Below are 14,260 nucleotides of genomic sequence, written 5' to 3' on the forward strand. Positions count from 1 at the left end.
TGCGACGATGACCGACGTGACCCCGGTGCGGCGAGGTCGTCCTCGATCGGTCGAGACCGAGGATGCGATCCTGGACAGCGCCTATCGCATGATGGCGGCTGAGGGGCTTGCTGCGACGACCATCGATGCGATTGCGCGGGATTCCGGCGTCTCCAAGATGACGATCTATAAATGGTGGCCGTCGCGCGAAGCAGTGCTGATCGACGCATTCCTGCGGCAGGCGTCCACCATGCTGCCGCTTTCCGAGAGCGGTGATCCGTTTACCCGCATCACGAAACATGCTGCCGCCTATGCCATGGCGCTGAACAGCGATTTCGGCAAGGTACAGCTCGCTGTCATTGCCGAATGCATCGCGCGCACCGGTTCAGCGAAAATCTTCTCCGAACGCTATCTTGGTATTCGCCGGGACATATCGCTGGCGATTATCAAGGACGGCCAGAAGGACGGCAGCATCGTTGCTTTGGAGCCAGCCGGCGATCTCTATGATCGGATCTATGGCACGCTATTTTATGAGTATGTCTTTGGATTTCGGCCGCTGACGGCCGATTATGCGCGCAAGCTCGTCAAATCCGTATTGTCGGCGCAATAGTCAGATGCCGCCTTGCCGCGCGCGGCGAAACCAGCGCCAGGTTTCGCGCGTGACGGCCCGGTAACCCCAACCGCGATGCGCGATGCGCTCGTCGATGATGGCATTGAGCTTGGGCAATGCGTGGAAGGGGACCGACGGATAGGCGTGATGTTCGACATGGAATGGCATGTTCCAGGTGAACCACTTCGTCAGCCTATCGGTATAGGTCGTGCGGGTGTTCTCATAGGCGCTGCGGGTACGCTCGCAGCCGGTGTGTTCGGCATAGAGATAGGGCCGCAGGAATAGCTGGCCGACATAGAGCGGGACGAGCCAGCACCACAGCAGCATCGTGCTGGAGAGCGCGATAGAAGCGATCAGCAGCGCGAGATAGATGAGGGCATAGATGCGGGTTTCGCGCACCACCATGCCCTGCTTGGATTCCGGGATCCACGGCGCCACGGCTTGTCCGGTCAGAGCACGGCGGACCAGCAGACGGATCCGATTGGTCAGTTGCACGATGCCGGTATAGGCGATGGCGAGTCTGGTGTCGGACGAGGGGATCGTTGCGGTGACGAGTTCAGGATCGCGGTCGGGATCCTGCGTGAAGCGGTGATGGTCCCAGTGAAATAGCGCATAGTGTTCATAGGGTAGAACGATCATCAGCGACGAGACATGGCCGAGGGCCTCGTTCAGCCGCCGGCTGGTGAACACAGTCTTGTGCGCGGCCTCGTGCACCGCCATGAACAGGAAGGCGATGAGATAACCCTGGATGATGATCAGCGGAATCGCCCACATCGCGCCGTAGCGGGTGGCGACCTGCCAGATCAGTGTTCCAACCAAAGCGATCAAGGCATAATGGCTGATCGAGCGAATGAGCCCCGGAAGATTGGCCCGAACCGACAGGTCCTTCAACTGTGCAGGCGTTAGGGCGCGGGTTTCGATCTTGCCATGGCCAACTGCATCCATCGTCATCGGTTCGTCCCGTTCTCGGTTCAGGCGTCGGCGGCGAGCAGCGCCGAGACTCTCGTGTTGATGAAGGCGGCATCGACCGGGTTCTTGACCGGGTTGCCGGCGCGGTGTCCGTGCAGCGAGGGGATAGGGCACAGTTCGGCCGCGCGTGCGTTCGTCAGCAGGGGGAGTTCGTCTTCGTTGTCGCCGACCTGAAAATAATTGTCCGTCTGCCCGGGCATCAGCAGAACGCGCGCGGTGATCGCAGCCATGGCCTTGCGGAAGTCGCCGCCGAAGGCGTCGCAGCGGCTGATGTCGCCATTCTGCCAGGTCCATAGTTGGGCCAGCAGATTGTTGGCATCACGATGCGCAAAGGCGACATCCCATGATCGTGTCAGATAGTCTTCCAGTGAGGTGAAACCGGCCTCACGCCAGATTTCATCGCGGTAGAAGCCATGTGACATCGCCCAGCCTGCATAGACGCGTCCCATGGCGCGAAGTCCGGCAGATGGTTTCGAAACGAAGCGGCCATCGACAAAGGCAGGATCGGTGGTCAAAGCGGCCCGCACACTTTCGAGGAATACGGCGTTGAACGGCGAACATCGGGCGCTGCCGCAGACCACTGCGGCGCGTGCCACCATGTCCGGATAGCGGGCGGCCCAGTGATAGGCCTGCATGCCGCCCATCGACCAGCCATAGACCAGTGCCAGACGGGCGATGCCGAATTGCTCGGTCAGCAGGCGATGCTGGATCGAAATAGCGTCATGATAGCTGATGTTCGGATAGGGGGCGCCAGCCAGAGCTTCCAGCGAATTCGATGGCGATGACGACAGCCCGTTTCCGAACAGATTGGGGATGACGATGAAGTAGCGGTCTGGATCGAGCGCGGCGCCCGGCGCGATCAGCCACTCGGTGTCGTAGTGTTGTGCGCCGAACGACGTCGGATAGAGGATGACGTTATCCTTGGCAGCATTGATTGTACCGTAGGTCTTGTAGGCAAGCTGCAGGCGCGGGTGCCGCTGGCCCGACTGCAGCAAGACGTCACCGGCCTCGAAGATCTGGTAGTCGCTCGGCGTATTCATGTTGCAGCTCCGGAAGGTCCGTTGACGCTTGCCGAGGGTGCGACAAGCGATCCGCTCGACAAAATTTAATAACTGTACTATTAGTATATTAATTTGCGAAGAGCGCAATGCCGAAACTTCGGCATTGCCGCCTGAATAGAATGCAGCTGGTCGTCGCCCGTTGGCGGCTCGGCGACATCTTGTTTTTGTATTCGAAACGTACAAGAGACTTGCGGCCCGTTAGTCTATTCACTGGCCTGTCATCGGCGCGGGGGCGGAAAGCGGCCAGGTTATCCGCATAAGCCGCTGCGAGTTCGAAGTCGCGCTTGCCCGCAACCCACTCAAAGGAGTCTGGATCATGGGAACCATCACCACCAAAGACGGCACCGAAATTTTCTACAAGGATTGGGGCACCGGGCAGCCGATCGTGTTTCATCACGGCTGGCCCCTGAGTGCGGACGACTGGGACAACCAGATGATGTTCTTCCTCAATCAGGGCTATCGCGTCATCGCCCATGACCGCCGTGGCCATGGCCGCTCCAGCCAGACCGCGACCGGCAACGAGATGGACACCTATGCCGCTGATGTCGCCGAACTCACCGATGCACTCGATCTCAAGGACGCCGTGCATATCGGTCACTCCACCGGCGGCGGCGAAGTTGCGCGTTACGTCGCGCGTGCCAAGAAGGGACGCGTCGCCAAGGCGGTGCTGGTCAGCGCCGTGCCGCCGATCATGCTCAAGACCGAGAACAATCCCGGCGGCCTGCCGCTCGAAGTGTTCGACGGCTTCCGTGCTGCGCTTGTTGCCAACCGCGCGCAGTTCTACGTCGATGTCCCGGCCGGGCCATTCTACGGCTTCAACCGGCCGGGCGTGAAAGTCTATCAGGGCGTGATCGACAACTGGTGGCGGCAGGGCATGATCGGCGGCGCCAAGGCGCACTATGATTGCATCAAGGCATTTTCGGAAACCGACTTCACCGAAGACCTGAAGGCGATCGATGTGCCGGTGCTCGTTTTGCACGGCGATGATGACCAGATCGTGCCTTATGCCGACGCTGCACCACTGACGGTGAAGCTGCTCAAGAACGGCACGCTGAAGACCTATCCGGGCTTCCCGCACGGGATGTTGACCACCCATGCCGACGTGATCAATCCGGATATTCTGGCATTTGTTCGCAGCTAAACGACGCAGTACGGACGACGCAGCACGTGTTGCGTCGTTCGCATTGTCTTTGATGGTCCTGCGACCGGTGCTCGCGAACTGAACAATCCCCATTGACGACGGACACACGACAGTCCGGGGCGCCTCCCGAACAATAAAATGCGTTGTCCTCGTTGCGGAAAAGTTACGATCGCGCGAATCTGCGGGCGCCTCGCCCTAGATCACTGTCGGCGAGATCAGCGTGTCGTCGCGGCTGGCGCCGGTACTGGTGGTGCAGGTGTCGCCGGTGATGCCGACGCTGTTGGCGGCCAACAGCCGTAACGCCTGCGGATAGATCTTGTGCTCGATGTCGAGCACGCGCGCGGCGAGGGTGTCGGGGGTGTCGTTATCGGCTACGGCCACGGCGCCCTGCATCACGATCGGGCCGGCATCGGTCTCTGGAATGACAAAATGCACCGTGGCGCCGGAAATCTTGACGCCGGCGCGCAATGCCTGGCCGTGCGGATCGAGGCCGGGGAAGGACGGCAGCAGCGACGGGTGGATGTTCAGCATCCGGCCGTACCAGTGTCGCACGAATTCCGCCGTGAACAGGCGCATGAAGCCGCCGAGGCAGATCAGCTCGATCTTGTGCTCGTCGAGAGCCGCCTGCAGCAGCTTCTCGAAGCCGGCGCGGTCCTTGCCGAACGGCTTGCTTTCGATCACCAGCGTCTTGACGCCATTGGCCTGCGCGATGGCGAGGCCCGGAGCGTCGGCCTTGTTCGAAATCACCAGCGCAATCTCGGCCGGGAAGCCATCTGCGGCAGCGGCCTCGATCAGCGCCGTCATGTTCGACCCGCGGCCGGAAATCAGGATGGCGACGCGACGCATCACGGCCTCACAGGTTGAGTTCGAGATGTCCGTCATAAACGACGCGCTCGTCGCCTGTGGCCTCGATGACGTCGCCGAGCAGCGACACGGTCTCGCCGCCCTCGCGCAGGATGTCCATCACCTGCTGCACGGCTTCGCGCTTGACGATGGCGATCATGCCGACGCCGCAATTGAAGGTGCGCAGCAGCTCGAGTTCGGCGATATCGCCTTCCTTTGCTAGCCACTTGAACACTGGCAGGACGGTGAGGGAGGGCAGGTCGATGCGAACGCCGAGGTTCTTTGGTAGCACGCGCGGGATGTTGTCGGTGAAGCCGCCGCCAGTGATATGGGCGAGCCCCTTCACAGCGCCGGTTTCGCGGATCGCGCGCAAGCAGGATTTCACATAAAGCCGGGTCGGGGTCAGCAGCGCACCGCCAAGCGTCATCACCGGCGAGAACGGCGCCTTGTCGGCGTAAGAGAGGCCCGTGCGCTCGACAATCTTGCGGACCAGCGAGAAGCCGTTGGAATGGACGCCAGACGAGGCCATGCCAATGACGGCATCGCCCACGCCGATATCCTTGGTCGGCAGCAGCGTGCCGCGCTCCGCAGCACCCACCGAGAATCCGGCGAGGTCGTAGTCGCCGTCCTTGTAGAGGCCGGGCATTTCGGCGGTTTCGCCGCCGATCAGCGCGCAGCCGGACTCGCGGCAGCCCTCTGCGATGCCAGCAACAATTGAGGCGGTGGCTTCTGGGTCGAGCTTGCCGCATGCGAAGTAGTCGAGAAAGAACAGGGGCTCGGCGCCCTGGACCACGAGGTCGTTGACCGACATGGCGACGAGATCGATGCCTATGCCGTTATGGATGCCGGCCTCGATGGCGATCTTGACCTTGGTGCCAACGCCGTCGGTGGCGGCGACGAGAACCGGATCCTTGAAGCCGGCGGCCTTGAGGTCGAACAGTCCGCCGAAGCCGCCGATCTCGGCGTCAGCGCCGGCACGGGCGGTTGCGCGAACCATTGGCTTGATGAGGTCCACCAGACGGTTGCCGGCATCGATATCGACGCCCGCGTCCGCGTAAGTGAGGCCTTTTTTCTGGTCGGTCATGCCGGGTATCCTGCCGGAGCTGCGAAACTGTGTATTTTCGGCTGGTTACGTCGGAATCCCCGCCTGCGCAATGGCTCGTAAACGCTATCCCGATTACTATGTAGGCGGTAAGCCGGTCGGAGCCCCCAAGCTCGGATTGCGAAACAGGCCGGAGCCGGGAAGCGCCGCGTGAGTATCCCCAATTTAATCACCCTCGGGCGTATCCTGCTGGTGCCCGTGATTGTCTGGGCGATTGCCTCGAACCAGATGGAAATCGCCTTTGCAATCTTCGTGATTGCAGGGGTCAGCGACGCCGTGGACGGCTTTCTCGCCAAGCGTTTCAACATGGCCAGCGAACTCGGTGCGCTGCTCGACCCCTTGGCCGATAAGGCGCTGCTGGTCTCGATCTATGTCTCCCTGGGGATATGGGGGGCAGTTCCGCGCTGGATCGTGATTCTCGTGGTGTCGCGGGATATCATGATCGTGGGCGCCGTCATTGTGTCGTGGTTGTTCGGCAAACCGATCCCGATGAAGCCGCTGATGGTATCGAAGCTCAATACGGTGGCGCAGGTGGCCTTCGCAGCCTTGGTTCTTGCTGCCCTCGGATTTGGTTTCAAATCCTCGCCTTACGATTTGATTTTAATGGGCTTTGTGACCGTCTTGACGCTGCTCTCTGTGTCCTTCTATCTCGTCGAGTGGATGCGACACATGAGCACCATCGAACCCGGTCAAGAGCCCCGGTAAACCGGTATTCGTGACGTTCGCCGGCGGAGCCGGCAGGAGTATTTGCGTGGTCGCCCGCGTCCAACCCCGTCAATTGGCGTTCGCGCTGCCCCATGCGGAGAGTCTGTCCCGCGACAACTTCCTTGAGGGCCCGGCCAATGCCGAGGCGCTGGGACTGATCGACTGCTGGCCGGACTGGCCGAACCGGGTCATGCTGCTTGTCGGCCCGGAGGGGTCCGGCAAGAGCCATCTGGCAGCGATCTGGGCCGAGGAGGCCGGGGCACGCTCCACCATGGCGCACAGCCTGACGGCTGCGACGGTTCCGGCTGAGTTGGTGACCAACGCACTGGTGGTGGAGGATCTCAATGCCGGTGCCTTCGACGAGCGGGCGCTGTTCCACCTTCTTAATCTGGCACGTCAGGACAACGCCTATGTGCTGATTACGGCGCGGGTCGCCCCGGCCGCCATGGAGGTCGAGTTGCGCGATCTGCGGTCGCGGCTCCGTGCGATCCCGGTAGTCAATCTGCTGCCGCCGGATGACGGGTTGTTTCGGGCGCTGATCGTGAAGTTTTGCGCCGACCGCCAGCTCAGCATCGACGAGAGCGTGGTCAGCTATGTGGCCAGCCGCATCGAGCGGTCATTCGCCGCCGCCCGCCATACGGTGGAATTGCTGGATAGCGAGGCGCTCCGGCTTGGGCGGCCGGTGACCCGTGCATTGGCTGCGGAACTGCTGCGCGACGCCTGACTTAGCCTTGGACGTCAAACGCGGCGCGTCGAACGGTGCCTTGACGGCGCGGCAGGCAGGTTCCTCAATGTCATCGAAGCGTCATGCAACTGACGCAATGTCCGCTGTGATTTGCCGGCACTATAGCGCTGCTTGAACTAGATGGATTGCTGTCTCATGGACTCCGCAGAAGAGATTGTTATTGAAGAGAAAAAGGGCGAAGCGAAGCCGGCAGAGGTGGTCGCGTCGGGTCCCGAGCGCTTCATCAATCGCGAGCTGTCCTGGCTGCATTTCAATCGCCGCGTCCTTGAGGAGTCCGTCAATCCGGGCCATCCGGCGCTGGAGCGCGTTCGCTTCCTGTCGATTTCCGCAAACAACCTTGATGAATTCTTCATGGTCCGCGTCGCCGGCATCAAGGCGCAGGTCCGTGAGGGAATCAGCGAGCGCAGCCCGGACGGCCTGACCCCGGCCGAGCAACTGGTGCTGATCAACAGCGCGGTCTCCAAGCTCGGCAGCGACCAGCAGGCGATCTGGCGCGACCAGCGCGGCATGCTGGCCGATGTCGGAATCGTGCTGCTCGACGGCAAGGAGGTCAGCAAGGCCGACCGGACCTGGATCGAGGACCACTTCCTCCACAACATTTTCCCGCTGCTGACGCCGCTGGCGATTGATCCGGCGCATCCGTTCCCGTTCATTCCGAGTCTGGGCTTCACCATCGCGCTGCATCTGTCGCGGGTGTCCGACGGCAAGACGATGAACGCGCTGATCCGCATGCCCGGCAAGATCGATCGCTTCATCCGCCTGCCGACCCCCGGCAAGGACGGCGCGGTCCGCCTGATCACGCTGGAACAGGCCACTGGCCTGTTCATCGCACGTCTATTCCCGGGCTACACCGTTCAGGGGCAGGGTGCCTTCCGCATCATCCGCGACAGTGAACTCGAAGTCGAAGAAGAGGCCGAGGATCTGGTCCGGCTGTTCGAGACTGCGCTGAAGCGTCGCCGCAGAGGGTCGGTGATCCGGCTCGAAATCGAAGCCAGCATGCCGGCAGAACTCCGCGCCTTCGTGCAGCGCGCGCTGGCGACCTCGGATGACGAAATCCTGCTGGTCGACGGCATCCTCGCCATGAACGAGGTTTCGCAGCTCACGCGGCTCGATCGGCCCGATCTCGAATTCGTGCCTTATGTGCCGCGTCATCCGGAACGTGTCCGCGATCATGGCGGCGATATCTTTGCCGCGATCCGTCAGAAGGACCTGATTGTCCATCATCCCTATGAATCCTTCGACGTCGTCGTGCAGTTCCTGCAGCAGGCTGCGCGCGATCCGGACGTGGTGGCGATCAAGCAGACGCTGTATCGCACCTCCAACAATTCGCCGATTGTCCGCACGCTGGTCGAGGCCGCCGAAGCCGGTAAGTCGGTAACGGCGCTCGTCGAGCTGCGTGCGCGGTTCGACGAAGAGGCCAATATCCGCTGGGCTCGCGATCTCGAACGCGCCGGTGTCCAGGTGGTCTATGGCTTCCTGGAATTGAAGACCCACGCCAAGCTGTCGCTGGTGGTGCGCCGCGAGGGCGGCTCGCTCACGACCTATGTGCACACCGGCACCGGCAACTATCATCCGGTCACAGCGCGCATTTACACTGATCTGTCATATTTCACATCCGACCCGATCATCGGTCGCGATGCCGCACGCGTGTTCAACTACATCACCGGCTATGCGGAGCCGAGCGACATCGAGAAGATGGCCGTGTCGCCGCTGACCTTGCGCGGTCGCATGCTCGAACACATCCGCGGCGAAGCGGCATTCGCCCGCAGTGGCAAGCCGGGTGCGATCTGGCTCAAGATGAATTCGCTGGTCGATCCGGAAATCATCGATGCGCTCTATGAGGCGTCGAATGCCGGTGTATCCGTTGAACTGATCGTGCGTGGCATCTGCTGCCTGCGGCCGGGCGTGCCCGGCCTGTCTGAAAACATTCGCGTCAAGTCGATCATCGGCCGCTTCCTTGAACATGGTCGAATCTATTGCTTCGGTATGGGCAATGGCCTGCCGAGCCCGAAGGCGGCGATATACATATCGTCGGCTGACATGATGCCGCGCAATCTGGATCGCCGCGTCGAGGTTCTGTGTCCGCTGCAGAATCCCACCGTGCATACCCAGGTGCTCGAGCAGATCATGGTGGCCAATCTCAAGGATACGGAACAGAGCTGGCAATTGTTGCCGGACGGGTCGTCAACGCGTATGAAGGCAGCGAAGGGCGAGGAACCCTTCAATGTGCACAATTACTTCATGACGAATCCGAGTCTGTCTGGCCGTGGAAAGTCGCTTGAGAAATCATCCCCGCGCCGGCTCACCCGCCGTTCGGAGCGTCACCAATCCTCGTAAGGAACCAGCAACGTGGTAGCGCGTGCCAATCAACGCGCGACCAGCGTCGCCGTCATCGATATTGGCTCCAACTCGGTGCGTCTCGTTGTCTACGAGTCGCTGACGCGAAGCCTTGTCACGCTCTTCAATGAAAAGGCGCTGTGCGGTCTCGGCCGCGAAGTGCAGAGCACCGGGTTGCTGGCCAAGGACGCCGTCGACAAGGCGCTGACGGCGCTTCGGCGCTTCCGTGCGCTGTGCAGGGTCATGAAGGTCGGTCGCGTCTACGCCATCGCGACCGCTGCGGCGCGCGATGCGAGCAATGGACCTGCCTTCATCGCAGCAGCCGAGAAAATCTGCGGCTGCGAGATCCAGATCATATCGGGGCCGCGCGAAGCGAAGCTCTCGGCGCTGGGCGTAATTTCAGGCGTGCACAAGCCGGATGGCCTGGTTGGCGATCTCGGGGGCGGTTCGCTCGAACTGATCGATGTCAAAGGCAATGCGGTCCGGCAGGGCGTGACGCTGCCGCTCGGCAGTCTCGCATTGCAGGATGCCTCACAGAAATCACCGAAGAAGGCGGAGCGCATCGTCAGGCTGGCGCTGGCTGACGTCGCGCAGCTCAAGGCGGGCGTAGGTCGCAATTTCTATGCGGTCGGCGGCACCTGGCGTGCATTGGCGCGGCTGCACATCATCCAGAGCGGCTATCCGCTACGTGTGATGCATGGCTATTCGATCCCGGCCACCGAAGCGCTCGATTTCGTGCGCCGCTTGCGCCGGCTCGCAACAGCCAACATTCTTGCCAACATCGAAGCCATAGCCGAACAGCGCCAGCCTCTGCTGGTCTACGCGGCTCTCGTGCTTGAATATGTCATTCGCACCGCCAAGCCGAAGACTATCGTGTTCTCGACCTATGGCGTCCGTGAAGGCTTGCTGTACGAAATGCTGCCGCAAGCGCAGCGCATGCAAGATGGTCTGGTCGGTGCCGCGCAGACGATGAACGAGTTACTGTCGCGTTCGGCCCGCCACGCACAGGAGCTGAGCGACTGGAGTGATCGGTTCGCCCGTGTCGCCAAGCTCAAAGAGACCGACGAGGATCGTCGGCTACGCCGGGTGGCGTGTCTGTTGTCCGATATCGGCTGGCGCGTCCATCCGGATCATCGCGGCGAGCAGACGCTCAGTCTGATCACGAACGGCAATTTCGGCTCGGTCGATCATCACGGTCGCGCATTCCTCGCGCTCTGTGTGTACTACCGCTACGCAGGATTCGGCGCCGAGAACGAGCCCCCGGAGCTGGTCCGTGCGCTTGTCTCGCCGGCACAGGTCGAACGCGCCCGTTTGCTCGGCGCGTTGTTCAGGGTCGCGCATCTCATTTCGGCGGCGCGCCCGGGCGTACTGCCCGCCACGCATTTCGCCACCAAGGATCGCAAGATGATGCTCGTCTTCGAGCATCGCATGGTCGATCTCGTCGCTGACCGCGTCGGCAGCCGCTTCAAGCAGCTGGCACGATTAGTGGGGAAGTCCGGGACGATCGTCAGGCGATAGCCACCGTCGCTCATTCTGAATGACACTACTGATTGCAGCGCGGCGTGACTCTCGGTTTCCGTGCGTATACTCTTTTCCGGTGCGGCCGTTTTGGTCCACGCGGCAAGTACATACGATTTCCGGACCGGGAGAGTCGAAATGTCAGCCCTTCTGATCAACCTTATCGTTCAACTGATTGGTGGCGCGATTGGCGGAAATGTTGCCGGCGGTGCATCGAAGTCTGTCGATCTTGGTACAATCGGCAACACGATCGCAGGTGCAATAGGTGGCGGCGTTGGCGGTCAAATTCTCGGAATGCTGATTCCTATGCTTTCAAACGCATCGGCAACCACCGATATCGGTTCGCTGATCGGTCAGGTGGCCGGAGGCGGTGTCGCAGGTGCGGTGCTGACGGCAATCGTCGGAGCCATCAAGAACAGATCGGCGGCGTAAAACGATCGTCATTACGTCTCGCAGGGCGGGATGCTGTACGCCTCGCCCTGCGGCAGGCAATTTGAGCGCTACCTTGGACGACGCAGCCTACGCGCGATCGACCCGGATCACCCGGCCTTTTTCCATCGCCAATGCAAGGCGGCCATGCTTGAGCGCCAGGGCGGCCTCGCCGAACAACTCGCGCCGCCAGCCGTGCAGGGCGCCGACGTCGGCATTGTCGTCGGTGGCGATCTGCTCGAGATCGTCGACGGTGGCGATGACCTTGCTGGCGACGGCGTGACGCTCAGAGGTCATGCGCAGCAACACCTTCAGCAGTTCGACGGTGGCTGCGCCGTTGGAATTGCCGCGTGGCTTCTCGATCTTCGGCAACGTGGCGGGATCGCGGGCGATGCCACGCTGGACGGCGGCGACAATGTCGCTGCCCCACTTGGAGCGATCAAAGCCCTTCGGCAGCGAACGCAGATTGGCGAGCTTCTCCAGCGAAGTCGGCGCATGGGTCGCGATATCGCCGACGGCATCGTCCTTCAGCACGCGCGAGCGCGGCACATCGCGGCTCTGCGCTTCCTGTTCGCGCCAGGCCGCGACTTCCATCAGCACTGCGAGCTCTTTCGGCTTGCGGACGCGGGTCTTCAGCCGTTCCCAGGCGCGCTCGGGATGGAAATCATAGGTCTTTGGCGAGGTGAGAATTTCCATTTCCTCGCTGACCCAATCGCTGCGGTCGCGCTTCTTCAGATCGGCATCGAGCTTGGCGAACACGTCGCGCAGATGGGTGACGTCGGAGACGGCGTAGTGCAACTGCTCTTCGGTCAGCGGACGGCGCGACCAATCGGTAAAGCGGTGGGTCTTGTCGGGGCGGTGGCCAGTGACGCGTTCGACGAGCTGGTCATAGGCAATGCTGTCACCGTAGCCGAGCACCATGGCTGCGACCTGGGTGTCGAAGATCGGATGCGGCACCACGCCAGCGCGATGCACGATGATTTCGATGTCCTGCCGCGCAGCATGGAAGACCTTCAGCACGGCCTCGTTGGCCATCAGGTCGAAGAACGACGTGAGGTCGATGCCCTCGGCAAGCGTGTCGATCACCAGCGCGTCTTCCGCGCTGGCCATCTGGACCACGCAGAGCAGCGGGTAATAAGTGGTCTCGCGGAGGAATTCCGTATCGACCGTAATGACGGGGTGCTTGGCAAGTCGCTCGCACGCGGCAGTCAGCTGGGCAGTGGTCGTGATCAGTTCCATGGACGGTCCATAACGCTTTTGCCAAGGCGTTCGGCCGAAAAACCTGTTGAGTCAAGGTGTTTCGGGCAGATTGGAGGTCTGCTCCGATAGAATGAGGGTGTTTAGGTGCCGCAGAAGGTCTTCAGTACGCGCTGATCCGGCTCCGGCGGCTCGGCGTAATCCGCCATCTCCGGTTGATCTTCATAGGGTTTCGCCAGTACGGCCAGCAATTTCTCGAACGGCGCGTAGTCGTCGGCCAGCGCCGCCTGGATCACCGCCTCGACGCGATGATTGCGGGGGATGAAGGCTGGATTGATCGTCTGCATGGCCTGATGGCGGGTACCGGCGTCCTGCGACTCCCGGCCGAGTCGTGCCCGCCAGTTCACGGCCCAGGCGTCAAACGCCGTCGGATCGATGAACAGTCCGCGGACGGCTTCGTCGCTGTCTGCGTCAACCGCGGCGGCGCCGAGGCGGCGGAAGGTCAGGGTGAAATCGGCCTGATTGGCGGTCATGGCGGTCAGCAGATCCTGCGCCAATGCGGCATCGTCCGGCTGGCTGGTGAACAGCCCGAGCTTTCGGCGGAGACCGGCCTGATAGGCCGTGTCGAAAATATCGGAGAATTCGCCCAATGCGGCCTGCGCGATTTCGATGGCGGTCTTCTCGTCGCTGTCGATCAGCGGCAGCAGCGTCTCGGCGAAGCGCGTCAGATTCCACAGCGCGATGCGCGGCTGGTTCGCATAGGCGTAGCGGCCCATCTCGTCGATCGAGCTGTACACCGTCGCGGGATCGTAGGCGTCCATGAAGGCGCAGGGGCCGTAATCGATGGTCTCGCCCGATACCGAGCAGTTGTCGGTGTTCATCACACCATGGATGAAGCCGACATGCAGCCAGCGTGCGACAAGTTCGGCCTGACGGCGGATCACTGCATCGAGCAAGGCGCGAATGGGATGTTCGGCTTCGGCTGCGTCGGGATAGTGCCTGTTGATCACATGATCGGCGAGTTGTTTGACGCCGGCGATATCCTCGCGCGCGGCGAAAAACTGAAACGTGCCGACGCGAATATGGCTTGAGGCGACGCGAGTCAGCACGGCGCCCGGCAGCATCGTCTCACGCTGAACCCGTTCGCCCGTGAGGACGGCGGCGAGGGAGCGCGTTGTGGGAATGCCCAGGGCCGCCATGGCTTCGCTGACGATATATTCCCGGATCACCGGACCAAGCGCAGCACGGCCATCGCCGCGGCGCGAGAACGGTGTCGGACCGGAACCCTTGAGCTGGATGTCGCGGCGCACGCCGTCGCGGTCAATGACCTCGCCGAGCAGGATCGCGCGCCCGTCGCCGAGCTGCGCCACGAAATGTCCGAACTGATGTCCGGCATAGGCCATCGCGAGGGGATCGGCGCCATCGGGCACGCGCTTGCCGGCGAGGACTTCGACGCCCTCGGGACTGGCTAGCCAGTCAGGATCGATGCGGAGTTGGTCGGCCAGTGCGCGGTTCAGCTTAATCAGCCGCGGCGCTGTCACCGGCGTCGGTGCAACGCGGGCGAAGAAATTCGCGGGCAGGGCGGCATAGCTGTTGTCGAACGGGAAGTGGACTGTCATGGCCC

Annotated in this window: 13 protein-coding genes; 7 read left to right on the plus strand and 6 right to left on the minus strand. The window is 62.0% G+C overall.

Features of this window, described 5'->3' with window-relative positions:
* Positions 1 to 7: 7 nt before the first annotated feature.
* The gene (locus AB7951_RS11335; protein ID WP_120292371.1) at positions 8 to 589 is read left to right on the plus strand and encodes a TetR/AcrR family transcriptional regulator; all 582 of its coding nucleotides are present in this window, start codon (positions 8 to 10) and stop codon (positions 587 to 589) included.
* Here AB7951_RS11335 and AB7951_RS11340 read toward each other — a convergent pair whose 3' ends face one another.
* Together AB7951_RS11340 and AB7951_RS11345 are read right to left on the minus strand one after the other, a co-directional pair.
* A complete protein-coding gene (locus AB7951_RS11340; protein WP_309945689.1) occupies positions 590 to 1,540 on the minus strand; it encodes a fatty acid desaturase in 951 nt (316 codons plus the stop codon). It lies immediately after the preceding gene.
* Between the two features lie 20 nt (positions 1,541 to 1,560).
* Positions 1,561 to 2,598 carry an alpha/beta fold hydrolase gene (locus tag AB7951_RS11345; RefSeq protein WP_120292375.1) on the minus strand — a complete coding sequence of 346 codons (1,038 nt, stop codon included), beginning with the start codon at positions 2,596 to 2,598 and terminating at the stop codon, positions 1,561 to 1,563.
* A gap of 337 nt (positions 2,599 to 2,935) precedes the next feature.
* Here AB7951_RS11345 and AB7951_RS11350 point away from each other — a divergent pair, with 337 nt between their 5' ends.
* A complete protein-coding gene (locus AB7951_RS11350; protein ID WP_120292377.1) occupies positions 2,936 to 3,760 on the plus strand; it encodes an alpha/beta fold hydrolase in 825 nt (274 codons plus the stop codon).
* Positions 3,761 to 3,955: 195 nt separating this feature from the next.
* Here the strand turns inward: AB7951_RS11350 and purN are convergent, their stop codons facing one another.
* Positions 3,956 to 4,609: a phosphoribosylglycinamide formyltransferase gene (gene purN, locus AB7951_RS11355; RefSeq protein WP_199712126.1), complete on the minus strand. Its 654-nt coding sequence runs from the start codon at positions 4,607 to 4,609 to the stop codon at positions 3,956 to 3,958.
* A gap of 4 nt (positions 4,610 to 4,613) precedes the next feature.
* Positions 4,614 to 5,687 (minus strand): phosphoribosylformylglycinamidine cyclo-ligase, encoded by a 1,074-nt coding sequence (gene purM, locus AB7951_RS11360; RefSeq protein WP_120292381.1) that lies wholly within the window; start codon positions 5,685 to 5,687, stop codon positions 4,614 to 4,616.
* A 168-nt stretch (positions 5,688 to 5,855) separates the two neighbouring features.
* Between purM and AB7951_RS11365 the strand changes: the two genes are divergently transcribed.
* From AB7951_RS11365 to AB7951_RS11385, 5 genes are all read left to right on the plus strand, one after another.
* The gene (locus tag AB7951_RS11365) at positions 5,856 to 6,410 is read left to right on the plus strand and encodes a CDP-alcohol phosphatidyltransferase family protein (protein ID WP_068731090.1); all 555 of its coding nucleotides are present in this window, start codon (positions 5,856 to 5,858) and stop codon (positions 6,408 to 6,410) included.
* 46 nt (positions 6,411 to 6,456) lie between these two features.
* Entirely contained in the window at positions 6,457 to 7,134 is a 678-nt protein-coding gene (locus AB7951_RS11370; RefSeq protein ID WP_089263968.1) for a DnaA ATPase domain-containing protein, read from the plus strand.
* Positions 7,135 to 7,290: 156 nt separating this feature from the next.
* Positions 7,291 to 9,492, plus strand: coding sequence for an RNA degradosome polyphosphate kinase (locus tag AB7951_RS11375; protein ID WP_120292383.1), 2,202 nt, complete (start codon positions 7,291 to 7,293; stop codon positions 9,490 to 9,492).
* Between the two features lie 12 nt (positions 9,493 to 9,504).
* Positions 9,505 to 11,010: an exopolyphosphatase gene (gene ppx / locus AB7951_RS11380; RefSeq protein ID WP_120292385.1), complete on the plus strand. Its 1,506-nt coding sequence runs from the start codon at positions 9,505 to 9,507 to the stop codon at positions 11,008 to 11,010.
* A gap of 138 nt (positions 11,011 to 11,148) precedes the next feature.
* On the plus strand, positions 11,149 to 11,442 hold the full coding sequence (locus tag AB7951_RS11385) for a hypothetical protein (RefSeq protein ID WP_089263970.1): 294 nt from the start codon (positions 11,149 to 11,151) through the stop codon (positions 11,440 to 11,442).
* 87 nt (positions 11,443 to 11,529) lie between these two features.
* On the opposite strand, the gene rnd is transcribed toward AB7951_RS11385, so the two are convergent.
* Both rnd and AB7951_RS11395 read right to left on the minus strand, forming a co-directional pair.
* On the minus strand, positions 11,530 to 12,678 hold the full coding sequence (rnd, locus tag AB7951_RS11390) for a ribonuclease D (RefSeq protein ID WP_120292387.1): 1,149 nt from the start codon (positions 12,676 to 12,678) through the stop codon (positions 11,530 to 11,532).
* Positions 12,679 to 12,779: 101 nt separating this feature from the next.
* A complete protein-coding gene (locus AB7951_RS11395) occupies positions 12,780 to 14,255 on the minus strand; it encodes a protein adenylyltransferase SelO (protein WP_120292389.1) in 1,476 nt (491 codons plus the stop codon).
* Between the last annotated feature and the right edge of the window lie 5 nt (positions 14,256 to 14,260).

The organism is Tardiphaga sp. 285_C5_N1_2 (assembly GCF_052076065.1).
Lineage (GTDB): Bacteria > Pseudomonadota > Alphaproteobacteria > Rhizobiales > Xanthobacteraceae > Tardiphaga > Tardiphaga robiniae.